Source organism: Anaerocolumna jejuensis DSM 15929 (assembly GCF_900142215.1).
Lineage (GTDB): Bacteria > Bacillota > Clostridia > Lachnospirales > Lachnospiraceae > Anaerocolumna > Anaerocolumna jejuensis.
The window spans coordinates 219,409-235,489 of sequence record NZ_FRAC01000010.1 but is presented as its reverse complement, the minus strand read 5'-3'; the positions used below and the strand labels follow the sequence as shown (position 1 = coordinate 235,489).

General features: G+C 43.5%; 15 protein-coding genes. 6 read left to right on the top strand and 9 right to left on the bottom strand.

The features are described 5' to 3' along the window. Positions 1–26: 26 nt before the first annotated feature. The 4 genes from BUB77_RS10635 to BUB77_RS10620 all read right to left on the bottom strand — a co-directional run bounded on the left by BUB77_RS10635 (position 27) and on the right by BUB77_RS10620 (position 4,600). Positions 27–734 (bottom strand): L-ribulose-5-phosphate 4-epimerase, encoded by a 708-nt coding sequence (locus BUB77_RS10635; protein WP_073275610.1) that lies wholly within the window; start codon positions 732–734, stop codon positions 27–29. Positions 735–763: 29 nt separating this feature from the next. Further along, the gene (gene araA / locus BUB77_RS10630; RefSeq protein WP_073275608.1) at positions 764–2,260 is read right to left on the bottom strand and encodes an L-arabinose isomerase; all 1,497 of its coding nucleotides are present in this window, start codon (positions 2,258–2,260) and stop codon (positions 764–766) included. Positions 2,261–2,717: 457 nt separating this feature from the next. Next, on the bottom strand, positions 2,718–3,758 hold the full coding sequence (locus BUB77_RS10625) for an AraC family transcriptional regulator (protein ID WP_073275606.1): 1,041 nt from the start codon (positions 3,756–3,758) through the stop codon (positions 2,718–2,720). 14 nt (positions 3,759–3,772) lie between these two features. Then, positions 3,773–4,600: a helix-turn-helix domain-containing protein gene (locus tag BUB77_RS10620; protein ID WP_073275604.1), complete on the bottom strand. Its 828-nt coding sequence runs from the start codon at positions 4,598–4,600 to the stop codon at positions 3,773–3,775. 370 nt (positions 4,601–4,970) lie between these two features. Here BUB77_RS10620 and BUB77_RS10615 point away from each other — a divergent pair, with 370 nt between their 5' ends. Genes BUB77_RS10615 through BUB77_RS10605 form a run of 3 tightly spaced genes read left to right on the top strand, consistent with a single transcriptional unit; the run spans position 4,971 to position 7,909 of the window. Then, positions 4,971–6,026, top strand: coding sequence for a Gfo/Idh/MocA family protein (locus BUB77_RS10615; protein WP_073275602.1), 1,056 nt, complete (start codon positions 4,971–4,973; stop codon positions 6,024–6,026). 45 nt (positions 6,027–6,071) lie between these two features. Further along, positions 6,072–6,794 carry a ThuA domain-containing protein gene (locus BUB77_RS10610; protein WP_073275813.1) on the top strand — a complete coding sequence of 241 codons (723 nt, stop codon included), beginning with the start codon at positions 6,072–6,074 and terminating at the stop codon, positions 6,792–6,794. Between the two features lie 14 nt (positions 6,795–6,808). Then, a complete protein-coding gene (locus tag BUB77_RS10605) occupies positions 6,809–7,909 on the top strand; it encodes a Gfo/Idh/MocA family protein (RefSeq protein WP_073275600.1) in 1,101 nt (366 codons plus the stop codon). Between the two features lie 278 nt (positions 7,910–8,187). Here BUB77_RS10605 and BUB77_RS10600 read toward each other — a convergent pair whose 3' ends face one another. Both BUB77_RS10600 and BUB77_RS10595 read right to left on the bottom strand, forming a co-directional pair. Beyond that, positions 8,188–9,570, bottom strand: coding sequence for an immunoglobulin-like domain-containing protein (locus tag BUB77_RS10600; RefSeq protein ID WP_073275598.1), 1,383 nt, complete (start codon positions 9,568–9,570; stop codon positions 8,188–8,190). After that, a complete protein-coding gene (locus BUB77_RS10595) occupies positions 9,563–10,051 on the bottom strand; it encodes an RNA polymerase sigma factor (protein WP_073275596.1) in 489 nt (162 codons plus the stop codon). The genes BUB77_RS10600 and BUB77_RS10595 overlap by 8 nt, the downstream gene beginning before the upstream one ends. Before the next feature lie 425 nt (positions 10,052–10,476). Between BUB77_RS10595 and BUB77_RS10590 the strand changes: the two genes are divergently transcribed. From BUB77_RS10590 to BUB77_RS10580, 3 genes are all read left to right on the top strand, one after another. Next, positions 10,477–11,259 carry an MBL fold metallo-hydrolase gene (locus BUB77_RS10590; protein ID WP_073275594.1) on the top strand — a complete coding sequence of 261 codons (783 nt, stop codon included), beginning with the start codon at positions 10,477–10,479 and terminating at the stop codon, positions 11,257–11,259. A 121-nt stretch (positions 11,260–11,380) separates the two neighbouring features. Then, a complete protein-coding gene (locus tag BUB77_RS10585; RefSeq protein WP_073275592.1) occupies positions 11,381–12,046 on the top strand; it encodes an MBL fold metallo-hydrolase in 666 nt (221 codons plus the stop codon). A gap of 19 nt (positions 12,047–12,065) precedes the next feature. Then, positions 12,066–13,001: a helix-turn-helix transcriptional regulator gene (locus BUB77_RS10580; RefSeq protein WP_139241154.1), complete on the top strand. Its 936-nt coding sequence runs from the start codon at positions 12,066–12,068 to the stop codon at positions 12,999–13,001. A 28-nt stretch (positions 13,002–13,029) separates the two neighbouring features. Here BUB77_RS10580 and BUB77_RS10575 read toward each other — a convergent pair whose 3' ends face one another. The 3 genes from BUB77_RS10575 to BUB77_RS10565 are packed head-to-tail and all read right to left on the bottom strand — an operon-like array spanning position 13,030 to position 15,960. Beyond that, positions 13,030–14,451 (bottom strand): ATP-binding protein, encoded by a 1,422-nt coding sequence (locus BUB77_RS10575; RefSeq protein ID WP_073275588.1) that lies wholly within the window; start codon positions 14,449–14,451, stop codon positions 13,030–13,032. Positions 14,452–14,463: 12 nt separating this feature from the next. Beyond that, positions 14,464–15,327 carry a tetratricopeptide repeat protein gene (locus tag BUB77_RS10570; protein ID WP_073275586.1) on the bottom strand — a complete coding sequence of 288 codons (864 nt, stop codon included), beginning with the start codon at positions 15,325–15,327 and terminating at the stop codon, positions 14,464–14,466. Positions 15,328–15,330: 3 nt separating this feature from the next. Further along, positions 15,331–15,960 carry a tetratricopeptide repeat protein gene (locus BUB77_RS10565; RefSeq protein WP_073275584.1) on the bottom strand — a complete coding sequence of 210 codons (630 nt, stop codon included), beginning with the start codon at positions 15,958–15,960 and terminating at the stop codon, positions 15,331–15,333. Between the last annotated feature and the right edge of the window lie 121 nt (positions 15,961–16,081).

Below are 16,081 nucleotides of genomic sequence, written 5' to 3'. Positions count from 1 at the left end.
GCCCAGGCCAAACCCCATGGCATGTATTATTTTTCGTTTTCGCTTTGACCATAGTACGCATTGGCACCATGCTTGCGCAGATAATGCTTATCTGCAATTTCCTGGGGCGCCGGTTTCACCTGTACATTAATCAGCTCCGTATAGCAAGCCATCTTAGCGACTTCCTCCAGCACCACGGCATTATGAACTGCCTCGAAAGCATCCTTGCCCCAGGTAAAAGGTCCATGATTCGTACAGAGAATTCCCGGCATGCTCAACGGGCCGATATTTCCCTCCGTCAGGGTCTCAATGATTACCAGGCCGGTATTCCTTTCATACTCCTCTTTAATTTCCTGTTCCGTCAGCCTTCTTGCACAGGGGATAGGTCCATAGAAGTAATCCGCATGAGTCGTGCCATAAAGGGGGATACTTCTTCCGGCCTGTGCCCAGGAGGTCGCCCAGGTGGAATGGGTATGGACAATACCTCCAAGCTCCGGATACTTCCTGTATAATTCAATATGGGTAGCCGTATCGGAAGAGGGCTTGTATCTGCCCTCCACACGATTTCCTTCCAAATCCACAACTACCATATCTTCCGCTTTCATCGTTTCGTAATCCACGCCGCTGGGCTTGATCACCATATGTCCGCTTGCACGGTCAATGGCACTTACATTGCCCCAGGTATAGGTTACAAGGCCTCTCTTTGGCAACTCCATATTGGCCTGATATACTATTTCTTTTAATTGTTCCAGCATTTGGCTCCTCCGTATAATGTCTGACACTTTTAGCGGTATACCACAGAATTCCACTTTAATTCATTTTTGAAATTCCGGATGGTAGTATCCCTGTCAATAAATACAGTTTCAATTCCCATTGCGGCAGCCCAATCCCCCAGCTGCTCCGAAGTCAGGTCATAGGAAAATGCCGTATGATGAGCACCACCTGCCAATATCCAGGCTTCTGCACCGGTTGCCAGGCTCGGCTCCGGTCTCCAGAAAGCGGAGGCTACCGGAAGCTTCGGCATAGGGGTATCCTGGGGCAGGCATTCCACATCATTTACAATGAGACGGAATCTGTTACCCAGATCAATTAAGGAAGCAGCAACTCCCTTGCCCGGTTTCGAGGTAAATACCAGACGGGCCGGGTCCTCCCTGTTGCCCATGGAAAGGGGATTCACCTTGATGCCGATTCTTCCGCTTGCAATGGAGGGGCAGACCTCGAGCATATGGGCCTGAAGGATGCCTTCCTTACCCGGTGCCAGATTATAGGTATAGTCCTCCATAAAGGAAGTACCCTTCGCTCCTTTGACATCCTGTGTCATCAGCTTCATGAGGCGTACCATGGCAGCAGTCTTCCAGTCACCTTCTCCGCCAAAACCATAGCCCTTTGCCATCAGCCTCTGAATAGCCAGTCCCGGCAATTGCTTTAAGCCTGACAGCATTTCAAAGTTTGTTACGATTGCCTGATAATTTTTTTCTTCCAGAAATCTTTCAAAGCCAATCTCGATTCCTGCCTGAACAGCCACATGTTCCCTGAATTCCTTTTCATCCCTGCCATCCGTAATAATGTCATAGGCAGCATAATATTCCTCTACCAGGGCGTTGATATCACCGGCTGAAACCTGCTGGACATATTCCGCAATGTCCGTAATATTATAGGAGTCAATTTCCCATCCGAATTTAATGTGGGCTTCTACCTTGTCACCCTCGGTAACTGCCACATTTCTCATATTGTCGCCCACGCGCAGTACCCTCAGATGACTGCTTTCAATAACACCGATTGCCGTAAGCATCCACCCTGCAATACGTTCCTGGACTGCCTTATCCTCCCAGAAGCCAACAATTACCTTGCGTTCGATTCCCATACGGCTTACGATATGACCGAATTCCCTGTCACCATGAGCCGACTGGTTGGTATTCATAAAATCCATGTCAATGGTATTATAGGGTATGTCACGGTTAAACTGGGTATGGAGATGGAGCAGCGGCTTTCTGTACTCCTGCAGCCCCAATATCCATGACTTTGCCGGTGAAAAGGTATGCATCCAGGTAATAACACCGGCACAGTTCTCATCCGCATTGGCATCATTGAATAATTTTCTTATGGATGCATTGTCAATTAAAGTAGGCTTTAGAACCACCTCAAAGGGCAGATTCCCGGACTTGTTCAGTCCTTCTACGATAATTTGGGTATGTTCCGCTACTACTGCCAGGCATTCGTCACCGTACAGTGCCTGTGAACCCGTTGCAAACCAGAATTGATATTTCTTTTTCTCCAACATATAGTAAACCTCCTTTAATCAGCTGTCTTGCTCTGTTTTTATATATTCCTATTATAAAAAAACAGCAGGCTTCAAACAATTGCGCAATCCTACCGTTTCCATTTAAAAGTTACCTATTCCGACCGGCATTCCTGCTGCCGGAGGCAGACACGGCAAACGCATGAGACCAACTAATTGATATGCACAGACAACCTCCTTGGTCATCGTCTGCTTCCATAAACTTCCTTCATGCATTTACCGTGCAGAGTCAGACTGCTGCTCCTGCATCCTTTGATAACTTTAGTATGCTGTTTTTTTTATGATTTTATAATTGATTCGGGTGTCATAAGTCAAACTCAGCTTTCATTATGTATATTGGGGGTATAAAAATGCAGCGAAGCGACTTTCACGGAGCTGAGCGTATTTTTATACCCCAAATATAATTCCTTAAATATAACCTTGACTTAGGACACCCGAGTCATAATTTTCTTGTCTTTGCCGGAGTCATTTTGTACTTCTCTACAAAAATCTTATAGAAATATCCTTTATTTTGGTACCCTACCTGTTCCGCTACCTCTTCCACACTGATGTCGGTCGACCTTAAGAGCCGGTATGCCTGTTTCAGCCTGACCTCCTGAAGGTATTCCAGGTATGTCCCGCCGGTTTTTTCCTTAAACAGCCGGTTGAAATAATCCTCATTAAAATGAAACCTGTCCGCCAGATCCTTTACGGTAATCTGCCGGTAATTTACACTGATATAGTCGGTGACCTCCTCGAAAATCAGCCATTTCATTTTTTTCCGCTCATCATTAGAAAGATTAAATTCATATTTGCTGCTGATGTGATGCATGATACGCATAATGACCCCCTTGCAGATATAGGCGGCTGCCACATCGTTCGTACTTAATTCCGTCACCAGCTGAAGGAGATGGGGCTCCAGCGCTTCATCCTCCTGGCTCTTGGGCTTAAAGTGGAGGTACTGCTGAATATCCTTCTGTTTCATCAGAGAGGTCTGAAGAAAGTTAAGGATTCTCTCTTCGCCGATGTTTCGCACCATGACCTCGTCAAATATCTCATTTGCCAGCCCGATGAACAGGATAATGCTCTCATCCTCCTCCAGAAAATCCTGGTGGGGGCAGTTCTTATCAATCAGGCAGAGCTCCCCCTTCTTAAAGCAAATATCCTTTCCCATAATCCGCTGGTGGAATCTACCCTCTACGATATAGGCTAATTCAATGTAATCATGAGTGTGCAGCTGGGTCCTGACCTGGGGAGTGAAATCACACTGATAGACAAACTCCTGCCTGTAAGGCTTCATGGTCGCAGACAAATGCCCTCCCTTTTCTATATGCCATAGCAGGACAAAGGCTTTTCCCCTTTCCTCCTCCGGAAAGCTCTTCACATCAATCTGATTGATGGAATATTCCGGGCACATGACACGGCGGCCCATATTCATATCAAGGCCAGGGTACTCTCCTGCTTTTCTGGTTATATCGATACAATATTCCTTTAATAGCATAATCCCCTCCCTTTCTACATCCTGCCGTCAGCAGCAGCTTCCTTCTGGGTCCGTTTTTTTCTGTATTCCCTGGGCTGGCAGCCGCACAGTGCCTTAAATTCCCGGTTAAAGGTCCGTGGATTGTCATATCCGCACATAAGGCCGATCGTCAGGATATCGTGGTCGCTTCCCTGAAGCAGCAGCTTAGCGTTATCTATTCTGAGAGTATTGATATAATCACTGAAGCTTGTATGGAGCTTTTCGCTGAATACCCGTGATATGCTGTACCGGCTCACTCCCAGCTGCCTTGACAGGGTATCAAGGCTTACCTGTTCCGTGTAATTTTCGGACAGGTAGGTAACAAGCTGGGCGGTAAGCCCCGGAGAACTGCTGTCCCTGTTCTTTACCAGCTCCATTTCCGGAAGGGTCCTGGAAAGGATAAGCTGAATAAAGGCACTGACCACCGGTATATCCTCCTGCTGGTCCGGCCTGGTCATGAGCAGAGAATTGACTGCATAGCTGACATCCGGATGCACCCTGTCTCCTGTCAGAAATGGCACCGCTGGATGATTGGCCATAATGGCAGGCAGAAAGTCTCCTCCCATCCTTGCAGGGCAAAGTATGAGGATTCCCCTGCTGCTCCCTGTTTCCTTCCCCGTATCGTAGCTGTGGATTCTGTTTGGAAAGGCAATGCTGATGTCTCCTGCTGTCAGGACCCTGCTGTCATTTCCTACGGTCACCCGTATTGCTCCCTTCTGCACTAGAAATAATTCCAGTCCCGTATGCAGATGGGCCGGAAAAGAAAAATCATCCATCACATTGAACAGAAACCTTTCCGAATTGTTTTCATATATAATCTTCATCTTACCCCCATAGTTTCCGCCAGACTACTTGCTACATTGCCCAAATAGTGAGTTTAATATCCAACATATTTTCAAACTAACCGCCATGCCTTCCCTACACACCGCAAAATTCCTTGCGATACTTCTTAAAGAGAAATTTGAAAAATACTTTGCATTTTTCAATTAATTCCCCCCCTGCTGGCAACCCACCGGAAATAAATTTGAGACATCTTTTATCCCATATCATTCTCTTCTGATACCTTACAGGAGGACCCGCAATAATTGTCTTATATTATCCCTCCGTTGGCAAGTATTATATCATATCGGATGCTATAATACTATTAGTTTCAAGCAGAGAATTTATTATTTATTTCTGAAAGGAAGGTTATTTATGAAATACACAATGGCCATAATCGGCTTTGGCGGTATGGGAAGCTGGCATGCAGAAAATGTCCTATCCCATATAGACGGCATCACTGTAAAAGGCGTCTATGACATTCAAAAAAGTGCACAGGATAAAGCCCTGTCACATGGACTTTATGTTTACGGCAGTCTGGAAGAGCTTCTTGAGGACAGGGAAATAGACCTGGTCACCATTGCAACTCCCAATGATTCTCATAAGGACTATGCAATCGCTCTTTTAAAAGCCGGAAAAAATGTTATCTGTGAAAAACCTGTAACGATGAATGTCTCCCAGCTGGAGGAAATCATGGAGACTGCTGAAAAAAGCGGAAAAATCTTCTCAATTCACCAGAACCGCAGATGGGATAAGGATTTTGTCATAATCAAAACTCTTTTAGACCAGGGGGAGCTTGGCAGGCCTTATTTCATTGAAAGCCGTGTCCAGGGCTCCAGGCGGGCAATGTATGGCTGGCGCGGGCATAAGACCAACGGCGGCGGCATGGTATTGGACTGGGGTGTCCATTTACTGGACCAGCTTCTAAACCTTATAGATTCACCGGTGGTATCCGTTGATGCCCACCTTTTCAGCCTATATTCCGACGAGGTGGATGATAATATCAAGATATTCCTCCGCTTTGAAAACAAGGTCTCCGCACTATGTGAGATGTCCACCAACTGCCTGATCAATCATCCCCGCTGGCATATATCCTGTACCGACGGCACCGCCGTTATCGAGGATTGGAGCTGCAAGGGCAAGATCGTTAAGCTGAAGGCCGATTCCCAGATGTCCTGGTCGGAAGATATCGTATATACGGAAGCCGGCCCTACCCGTACCATGGCACCAAGGCCGGAATATACCACAAATATCCTCGAATTGCCCGAGGTGCAGACGGACTGGAGCGATTATTACAAGAACATTGTCAATGTCATGGAAGGAAAAGCAGAATTAATCGTAAAACCTCAGCAGGCACTGAGAGTCATGAAGGTCATAGAGAAGGTATTTGAATCCGAGGAAACCGGAGCAGGCGTAAGCTGCCATATCTGAAATAAAAATTATATGCCGCAGGAAGCGGCGGAAGGAGAGGAAATCATGAAAAAAGCGCTGATATTTCAGGGAGGCTGGGACGGACATGAGCCCGTACAGACCTCCAGACGGTTCGCAGGCCTCCTGCAGAAACATGATTATGAGGTCCGCATTGAAGACAATCTGGATTGCCTTGCCGATGCAGATAAGTTAAAGGAGCTGGATTTGATAGTATCCTGCTGGACTATGGGGGAAATCGACCATCAATATGTAGTAAATCTGTCCGAGGCCCTTGGTATCGGAGTAGGGCTTGCAGGCTGCCACGGCGGCATGTGCGATTCCTTCCGTCAAAATACGGAGTGGCAGTTCATAACCGGCGGCCAGTGGATCAGCCACCCGGGAGGTGACGGCATTGAATATACCGTAAACATCTGCCACGGCTCCAGCCCCATCACCGAAGGGATTGCAGATTTTCCCGTATGCAGCGAGCACTATTACCTCCATGTGGACCCGGCTATCGAAGTTCTGGCAACCACACGATTTCCATCCGTTAACTATTATCACATCTCCAACAAGCCGGTGGATATGCCGGTGGCCTGGACGAAATACTGGGGGAACGGAAGGGTATTTTATACCTCCCTCGGACACCATGATGATGTATTTGACCGTTCACCGGAAGCCCAGCTCATTATGGAGCGCGGCATGCTCTGGGCCGGAGAGGGCAAGCAATATGCCCTGGACCACAAGCTTACAACAGAACGTTTTATCAATTCCGCAAAAATGTATTAGAGGAGGAACCTGTTATGATAAAAATCGGAATGGTAGGAGTCGGCGATATCAGCGGCATCTACTTAAAAAACCTTACTCAGCTGTTTAAAGAGGTTGAGCTTGTTGCCCTTTGCGACCTGGTGAAGGAAAAAGCGGAAAAGGCAAGTGCTGAATACCACATCCCCAAAATCTATGATACCATGCACGAATTATTTGCCGATGAGGAGATTGATATCGTGCTGAACCTGACCCGCCCTTATGAGCATTTTCTTGTTTCCAGTGAAGCGCTAAAGGCCGGCAAGCATGTCTATTCTGAAAAACCACTGGCTGCCACTCTTGAAGAAGGCCTTGAGCTGGTAAAGCTGGCGAAGGAAAACAACCTCTTTTTGGGAGGAGCACCGGATACTTTTCTGGGAGCCGGAATCCAGACCTGCAGAAGGCTTATTGACAGCGGCTTTATCGGAAGGCCCATCGGCGCGGCCGCCTTTATGATATGCCGCGGCCATGAAAGCTGGCATCCGGATCCTGAATTCTATTACAAACACGGCGGCGGACCTATGATGGACATGGGACCTTATTATCTGACAGCATTGACAAACCTTCTGGGCGGAATCCATTCCGTAACCGGCGTTGCAAGAACCTCCTTTGAACAGCGCGTTATAACCAGCAAGCCAAAGGCGGGAGAAGTCATTCAGGTCGAGGTTCCTACCTATACTACCGGCATCCTGGAATTTGACAGCGGTGCAGTCGGAACCCTCTTTACTACCTTTGATGTCCATTCAAACAGCCAGGCCAGATTCGAAATATACGGCTCTGAAGGAACTCTTCTGGTACCGGACCCCAATACCTTCGGAGGCCCCATTTATCTTCTGCGACAGGAAGAAAAGGAATACAGGGAGCTCCCTCTTATGTTTGACTATGGGGAAAACAGCCGGGGCCTGGGTCTTGCCGACATGGCAAAGGCCATTGAAACCGGCCGTACTCCAAGAGCCGGTTACCCTCAGACACTTCATGTACTGGAGGCCATGTCAGCCTTTGAAACCAGCAGCAGGAACCGTGCCGCAGTGAATCTGGTTTCAAAATTCGAAAGGGAAAAGCCTATGGAAGCCTATCCTGTGACAGGCATGCTTCTCTGATTAAAACAACGGGCTGCTGTCTTTCCCTATCGGTTCGTTAATTCGTTAATTAAAGTCTATGGCATAATAAAAAACAGAATATAAATAATTAAAAACCATGCATAAGTGAACTGTCTACTTGACGGGAAGCAGTTCAAGCTTTGGATGTGAATCCCTGACATGCATGGTTTTTATTTATTAAAATTTATTCATGTTTCGAAATATCATGTTTTTTGTACTTTTGTATATTTCATTTTGGTTACTTCAGCATCTTGACCCATCTTATGCATGCATTCTATTTATTTCTTCATCTCAAATTCTGCATAAAAGGTCTGTCCGTTGATATTTTTAACCAGGCGGTAGCTGCCTGCCTTCAGGGAAGGCTTAAGACGGCTTAAATCCACTGTAAATTCCTGCTCCGTTCCTGGTGCTGCCGAATAGGCGATTTCAATAAATGCCATATCGGCGATACCCGGTACCACCTTCCAGTCCCCTCCCTTTAATTTTTCAATGCTGTAATCGGCGCCATAGAAGATATCCTCGCTGCCGTTGTTTTTAATCAATGCCTTCAGCTCTTTGGTCCCCACCGGCAGGGAGGCTTTTGTTAAGGTAAAATCCAGCGAAGCACTTACTCCGGTATCTTCATTGGAACCGGCTCCGGCAGAGGGCTCTGTTACCGGCATGGTATCCCAGAAGTTTTGAAAAGCCTGGTCATCCACTTTAAAGAAGCCGGCCTGAGAATCGTACACATAACCGCCTTTAAACAAACGCAGGGTCGTTATCAGCTTATCTTTTGTTTTGATATCCACAAATTTCTGGCTGTCAAATTCCGTATTTTCCGTCATCATATCCGTGTTGTCCCCAATGGGAACAGCTGTGTACAGGCTGTCTAAGAAAGCCTCCAGGGCATCTCCGGCCTTTCCGTCCTGCACTTCCTTCATGCCGTTATTCCAGCTGGTGTAGCTCTCCCACTGATAAGAAGCAACATTGCCCTTTAAGTTCAACAGCTTAAAATAATCTTCACCGCTCATTATTGTCATACCTCCGAAACTGTCATACAGCTCACAGCTGACTCCGCCGTCCTGGTACTCATTATAGACCATTAATCTGTGGCTGCTGTCATATCCCTTTATAGTATATACCTTTCCTTCCCCAATGGTTGATGCAAATTCCTTTTCATAATCCTTCTGGCTGCTCCATTCATCGATACTGCCTTTGGTTTTTCCCAGATAATCACCTCTTAAGGCTAAAACCTCATCATTCTTCAAAGCCCCGCTCTCCGAAGCTTCAAAGGCTGTACTGCTTTGTATATATATATGTCCCTTGTAAACAAAGAGGGGACGCATCCTGACGGCGGCACCGGAATTATTGGCTTCCGGAATTTCAACAGTTGGAATAGTAATTCCTTTTGCCTCCTTTACTCCCGTATCCAGACTGCCTTCCACCTTAAAAGTATTGTTCCCTTTTTCCGGGAGCTCGTTTCCCGGCAATTGAAGAACCATGGCACCTGCTGTAACAAGAATAACCAAACCGGCGGCAGTTACTGCCAGTCTTCTGTAAACAGCGGTGTTCTTTCCTGTACTCCCCATTCTTGCTTCTTTCATTTTCATAGCTGTTCTATCCTTAAAATCTTCTGATATTTTCAGTTCATTCATTGCTTTCACATAATCATCTTTATTCATATTCAAAACCTCCGGTCAATTCCGATTTCAGCAGGTTACGTCCTCTTGACAGCCAGGTTCCTATGGTTGCCGGCTTTTTATGCAATATTTCCGCTATTTCATTGATAGAGTACTCCTCGTAATAATATAAATGAATGACATTCCGGTATTTGGGAGGCAGCTTTAGAACAGTGATAAGTACTTCACTTTCCTCTTCCTGCATATAGCTGATATCCTCTTCCAGGGGAACCCTCCGTTTACTCCAGGAGGATTTTAAATGATTTTTACAGTTATTTATGGTAACCCGTATAAGCCAGGCTTTCTCATGCTCTTCACTGTCAAAGCCGCTGCCCTTCCGAATCAGGCTCACAAAGGCATCCTGTGCTATATCTTCCGCATCTGCCATATTTTTCACATAGGTAAAGGCAATCTTAATTAACATTTTTGAGTATTTATCTAAAACATGCTGTATAAATTCATCGGTACCAAATGAATTCTCCATCCCTTCAACTCCTTTCACTTATAATACAATTGACGGCTTCAATATTTTTCATATAATTAAAATTTATTTATTATTTTAATTCGGGTGTCAGTAGGTCATGTTTATTGAATGTATATTTGGGGTATAAAAATACACTCAGCTCCGTGAAAGTCGCTTCGTTGCATTTTTATACCCCAAATATACATCGGAAAGCTGAGATTAGCTTTTGAACCCAAGTTAAGTATACATAGATAAAAGCTGGCTGAGATTATCCTGTACCTCATATTGTTATCCTGAGAGATACAAGAATAATCTTATTCTATTTTTCCACTGCAAGCAATGGCACTATACAGTAAAACTCACTAATTTAAAATAATTAAGAACACTGACAGGTATATGTCAGCTTTCCTGCTTTACAATGGTATCAAAACAAATGGAGGTTTTACATGACTATCAGACATATATACGGAAACCTGTATGAAGCGGATTACGAAAGCAGTACCCACTCGAAACAGGTAATCTATTTCATTACGGAGAATAACCGGGTTTTATTGATTGATACAGGCTATGAAGCGGAAATGGAACAATTGAAGGCTTATTTTTATGAAAAATCCTTGATTATTGATAAAGTTATTATTACCCATTATCATGAAGACCATTTTTCAGGGCTTAAAGCTTTAAAAAAATCTGTAAATAACATTACTGTGCTTGGTTCAAGTGAATTTAAAAGAACACTTGCGATTGAATATCCCGATGATTTTCTTCATGACAGTGATATTTACCCTTCGGTATTTTGTGACAACTATGAATTTCGTTATGGCGGACATAACATCCGGTTTGAGAAAGCACCTGGGCATTCCTATTGCAGCGTACATACAATAATTGATGACAGCTACGTGCATGTAGGCGACAATTTACTCTTTGATACGATGAATAAGGCAATGCTGCCCTTACCCTACATGAGCATCAATGAACACATAAGAACCCTTGAGCAGCTAAAAGGGCATTTGGACAAGTATTTTCTGGGGTCTCATTTTTCTTTTGAAATAAATAAACTAAAAAATAGGGAGACAGAAATAGACGGAAGGATTGCTTACCTTAAATTAATACCTGAATGCAATAGCAATGTGGAATATGACAGCATTAAGGACCTTTTCCCCATCGAATTTAATCCACGCTGGCATAATCTGATACTGGGTTTTTGTGAGGAGCAGAGGGCACAGATGTAACAGCGTCTATTTCATTAGATGGATATACCGGAACCTATAGGGATAAAAGGGTTCGTACAGGCGTAACAGAGCCTGTTTCATTCGTACAGGACATACCAGAATAAATTAGGGAGAATACGAAATGCAAATAAGAAAAGTTAAAAACAGAGGTATTTTATTTACCTTCTCTGATACAGGGTGGGATTTCAATATTTACTTCATAAAAGGAAGACGCTATAATTACATTATTGATACCGGATTAGGCTCCGATACCATAAAGCCTGTTATGGAATATGTGAAAGAAACAGGTAAAGAGACGATTGTAATAATCACCCATCATCACTGGGACCATATTTGGGGCAATTCCGCATTTAACGGTTGTTTGCTGATATCCCATAAATTATGCCGGGAACAGATTATAGCAAATTGGGATAGTATGCTTGCAAAAAATCATTCTTATTGCCGCGGCGAAGTTAAAATGCATCTTCCTGATCTGGTATTTGAGAATGAACTGTATTTTGCGGAAGACAAAATCAAATTATTCCATTCACCTGGTCATACACCAGATTCTATCAGTATTATGGATGAAGAGGATGCTGTATTAATGCTTGGTGACAATATAGGTGATACTGTGGAGGACATTATTCCAAGTATTTATTGTGAAAAAGATATTTATATAGATACCATTAAAAGTTATCTTAAACTGGATTTCGATACCTGCATTTCCGGGCATAATACCGTATTGGCAAAAGACGCCCTGGAAACTGTATTACACAGGATGCAGACTGACAACTCCCATCCTTCTTAAACTGAGAGGTCATAAACACGTGAAGAAGTTAGAACGCATGACTGCCATAATATATCTGCTCCATGAAAAGGGTAAACTTACTGCCAGGGATATTGCCGGGCATCTGGAGGTAAGTGAACGAACCGTCTACAGAGATATTGATGCCCTCAGCCAGATAAAAGTTCCTGTCATGGCCTGTGAAGGGCGGCAGGGAGGCTACGAAATAGACCCGGGATATTTTCTGCCTTCCATCCGGTTGTCCGAGGATGAAATAATAAATTTCATGCTATTGCTAAAACTGGGTAAGGAAATAAAAATCCCCCAGCTCTATGGGAGCTATGACATGCTGCGAATGAAACTGTTAAATGCCGTTACAAAAGACAGCAGGCTAAAAATAAAAAGATTTCTGGATAAATTTGAGGTTTGTATTAACCGGATTAATCCGGAAGGATATATTGGAAATATTCTGGAAACCCTTATACAAAGTCTGGAGGAGGAGAAACGGATAAAAATCTGGTACTATACTCCCCTTAAAAATACGGTTACGGAAAGAACCGTATCACCTTACCGTTTTATCTTTGATGAAGGCGGCTGGTATGTGACCGGCTACTGTCATCTTCGGGAAGGTAAGAGGACCTTTCGGCTTGACCGGATTCAAAGGATAGAACTCCTTGAGAATACCTGCAGTTATCCGGCTGACTGGGAAGCAGATGAAAATACAAATCGAGCTGCTCAGCACTATCAACTGCAGGTTGACCGATGCTTCTATGAGGTCATAAAACATAATGATTATATGGAGAACCGGCAGATTCTAAAGGACGGTGATTTACTGCTGGTCGATATATACACGGAATCCGAAGATTCCATCCTGGAACTTGCACTGAAAAATCCCACGACAGTTAAAATTATAGAGCCTGAAAGCTTATATGAACGTATAAAAGAAATAGTTGAAAGCTTAGGACAGCTTTACAATTAAATTTCAACTCTTCTGTAAGGCCTGTACCTTACAGATAGCGGCCTCTTTTTGAAAGATAACTCTCAACCTCATTGTATATACCGGTCTGGTTGGAGTATTTAACAAAATTTTTAATAGTTTTAAGCCATTCTATGGTTGAAGGTCTGGTAGAGTCCACTGCTTTTAATAAATCTTTGGTACTGACAGGTCTTTCTACCCCCGTTTTCAAGATTTCGGACAAAACATTTTCAGTTGCTGTTTCAACAACATTTTCCAAATCGGCGCCTGAATACAGCTCCGTCTTCTCCGCAATGGAATTGTAATCTATCTGCTTTTCCTGAGGCCGGTCTGCCATTTTCAATTCCAGAATTGCAATCCTTGCCTTTTTATCCGGCGGCGGAACAAATATCACCTTGTCGAATCTTCCCGGACGTTTAAAGGCGGGGTCCACATCCCAGGGCATATTCGTTGCCCCGATTATCAGCATATTCCGGGTATCGGAATCAATTCCTTCAATCTCGGTCAGCAGCTGATCAATGATTGGGCGCATATGCTCCGATGCCAGTTTCGACCGGTTAAAACCAATGGTATCTATCTCATCAAAGAACAGAACACAAGGTCTCATCGTTCGGGCTTTGGCAAATATATCTTTTACATTCTGGGAACTCACACCCAGGTAAGGATCCAGAATATCCGTAATATGAACTGCCAGAAAACCGGCTTGACATTCACCCGCCGTGGCTTTGGCTATGTAAGTCTTCCCGCAGCCCGGAGGTCCAAACATAAGAATTCCTCCGCCGCTTTTTTTCTTATATCTGCTGAACAATCCCTGACTGCTAAAGGGTTTAATAATCTTCATCCGAATAACGTCTTTCAGGTCTTCATAACCACCTACGTTATCAAAAGTGACAGGGCTCCTCTTTTGTGCAGCTGCAAAACTGTCTTCTCTGCTTTTGCCGCCTTCGACCACACTCAGCCTTATGATCTTATCGTCTCCGGTGCCATAGTTAACACCGGAATCATCCGATTCATAGTCTTCATCCGAATCATAATCTTCATTCAAATCATCTGATTCGCAGCCTTCATCCGAATTATCCGATTCGTAATCTTCTTCCAAATCATCATACTCCTCAGAAGCGTCCTCTAAAATACTTTCGTATTCTCCCTGGTTCCCTGTATTTTTTTCTACTGCCCTATTTTCAGTATTTTTTTCATTGCCAGGGATTTTATCGTGACTTCCATTATTCAAGCTCTCTTTGCTTATTGCTTCTTTCTTATCTGTAAGTCTTGCAAGCTGTTCATAGATCTGCGTCTTAAATTCCTGACCGCAATAATTCAGTGCCTGGGAAAATGCATATAAGGCTTCGCTCTCATTACCTGTTTCCACATATTCTGCTCCCAGCAGGTACCAGGCAAGCCCGTTTTCCGGATTATTTTCAAGCATGCTCCGCATGATTTCAATTTTTTCCATCGTGATACCCCATTAAAGTAATATAATCAATGCAACTACAATAACTGCTAACAATACCACAGGCACCACAACAAATATTTCGGTATCCTTTGTAATCCCGGAGTATTTAAATATTATCCATTTTGCCTTCAAAGTAACCTTAAATATGGCAATCTGTTTTGATATACTTCGTTTTATTTTTCTTTTCCAATAATAAAAAAAACGAGGTTTACGGGTAATCGTATCTAGCATTTTCAAAATAAATTTATTGGTAGGATCCAGCTGGAAAGCCTGCCTGAAATTCTCTTCTGCCGCTTTATAATCATGTTTATGGTAATCCAGTAAGCCTGCTTTCAAAAATCGGTCACTTTCATCCGTAGAAACAGAAAAATAATCTTCGATGACCTTGGATTTTATTCCATAACTGTCATCCATATCCAGATAATAATAAAATTTATACTGCAGGGCTCCTAAATTAACCGGGTCAATTTCCAGCGCTTTGTTTATTAACGGAAGAGCCTCACTGCTCTTACCGGTAAGCATCTTCAAATAGCCATAGAAAGCAATGTAATCCGGATTCTGAGGCTCCAGCTCCAAGGCTGCCAGGAGAAGTCTTTCAGCTTCCTTATACTCATCCTTCTGCACTAAAATCATACTTAGCAGATGATAACATTCTGCTCTGTTAAAACCATTGTCAACAGCGGATTTACAGCAAGCAATTGCATTGTCATACTCCTCTGATTTATAAAGACAATAAGCCGTCAGGTATAACAGATAGGCATCATTAGGCAGCTCCTGCATAGCTTCTGACAGTCTGTCAAGGGCCTGGCTGTACCGGCCCATTTCGATATAATTTCGGATTATCAGCAAAGCTTTATCATAAGTAAAAAAATCCATGGATTATGATATCAGTTTATTTGCTTTTTTTATGTATCGGCCCGCGGGATACAGGCTCAGATATTGCTCTACGGCTTTACTGCTTCCGCTCTTTTTATGCAGAAGTTCACACACTTCCCATATATTGTCCTCAGTCATATTATTGTCTTCACCATTGTTTTTGGCTTCGATATAATTCTCTAAGGCTTTCTCATAATTACCCAGGAAGAACTCAGCAACACCTATCTGTCCTATACATTCACCTTTGCTCTGGGGATATTTTATTATGATGCTTTCATAAGCTCTTTTACTGCCTTCATAATCCTGATTCAGCATCAATCCCGCAGCTGCATTAATCTCTAGAGATACATCATCCTGTTTCACATTCTTAAGCATTTCTTCTCTGATTTTTTTAGCCTGTTCAAAATCAGGCTTTCCTTCACTGCCAACGAAGGAATGTGCACTGTTTTCATCTACATTAAGAGTTTTTTTCTCATCTTCCTTCTCATCATCCGAACTGCCGAGAACATATAACCCTGCTAAAATTAAAACCACTAAACTTACTATTCCTGTTACCATATTCCCATTAAAAAAAGAATAGGCAGCAAATGCACCTATAGCCAATAAAATCACTACTGACACCGTTTTTTTCATTTCACTTTCATCCTCCGTAAGGTTGTTAATGTTTTAACACCATATTATAGTAATCCTATTATATCTAATTATTCACCAAATTCAAACTATTTTTTTATTACTTAATAGGTTGCATTTTCAT

What these genes read in the sequence shown, in the direction of transcription:
- BUB77_RS10605 (WP_073275600.1), top strand. Translation starts at nt 6,809, where the DNA reads ATGATAAAAATCGGAATGGTAGGAGTCGGCGATATCAGCGGCATCTAC.
- BUB77_RS10595 (WP_073275596.1), bottom strand. Translation starts at nt 10,051, where the DNA reads ATGGAGAATTCATTTGGTACCGATGAATTTATACAGCATGTTTTAGAT.
- BUB77_RS10590 (WP_073275594.1), top strand. Translation starts at nt 10,477, where the DNA reads ATGACTATCAGACATATATACGGAAACCTGTATGAAGCGGATTACGAA.
- BUB77_RS10600 (WP_073275598.1), bottom strand. Translation starts at nt 9,570, where the DNA reads ATGAATAAAGATGATTATGTGAAAGCAATGAATGAACTGAAAATATCA.
- BUB77_RS10565 (WP_073275584.1), bottom strand. Translation starts at nt 15,960, where the DNA reads ATGAAAAAAACGGTGTCAGTAGTGATTTTATTGGCTATAGGTGCATTT.
- araA (WP_073275608.1), bottom strand. Translation starts at nt 2,260, where the DNA reads ATGTTGGAGAAAAAGAAATATCAATTCTGGTTTGCAACGGGTTCACAG.
- BUB77_RS10575 (WP_073275588.1), bottom strand. Translation starts at nt 14,451, where the DNA reads ATGGAAAAAATTGAAATCATGCGGAGCATGCTTGAAAATAATCCGGAA.
- BUB77_RS10625 (WP_073275606.1), bottom strand. Translation starts at nt 3,758, where the DNA reads ATGCTATTAAAGGAATATTGTATCGATATAACCAGAAAAGCAGGAGAG.
- BUB77_RS10635 (WP_073275610.1), bottom strand. Translation starts at nt 734, where the DNA reads ATGCTGGAACAATTAAAAGAAATAGTATATCAGGCCAATATGGAGTTG.
- BUB77_RS10615 (WP_073275602.1), top strand. Translation starts at nt 4,971, where the DNA reads ATGAAATACACAATGGCCATAATCGGCTTTGGCGGTATGGGAAGCTGG.
- BUB77_RS10570 (WP_073275586.1), bottom strand. Translation starts at nt 15,327, where the DNA reads ATGGATTTTTTTACTTATGATAAAGCTTTGCTGATAATCCGAAATTAT.
- BUB77_RS10585 (WP_073275592.1), top strand. Translation starts at nt 11,381, where the DNA reads ATGCAAATAAGAAAAGTTAAAAACAGAGGTATTTTATTTACCTTCTCT.
- BUB77_RS10610 (WP_073275813.1), top strand. Translation starts at nt 6,072, where the DNA reads ATGAAAAAAGCGCTGATATTTCAGGGAGGCTGGGACGGACATGAGCCC.
- BUB77_RS10620 (WP_073275604.1), bottom strand. Translation starts at nt 4,600, where the DNA reads ATGAAGATTATATATGAAAACAATTCGGAAAGGTTTCTGTTCAATGTG.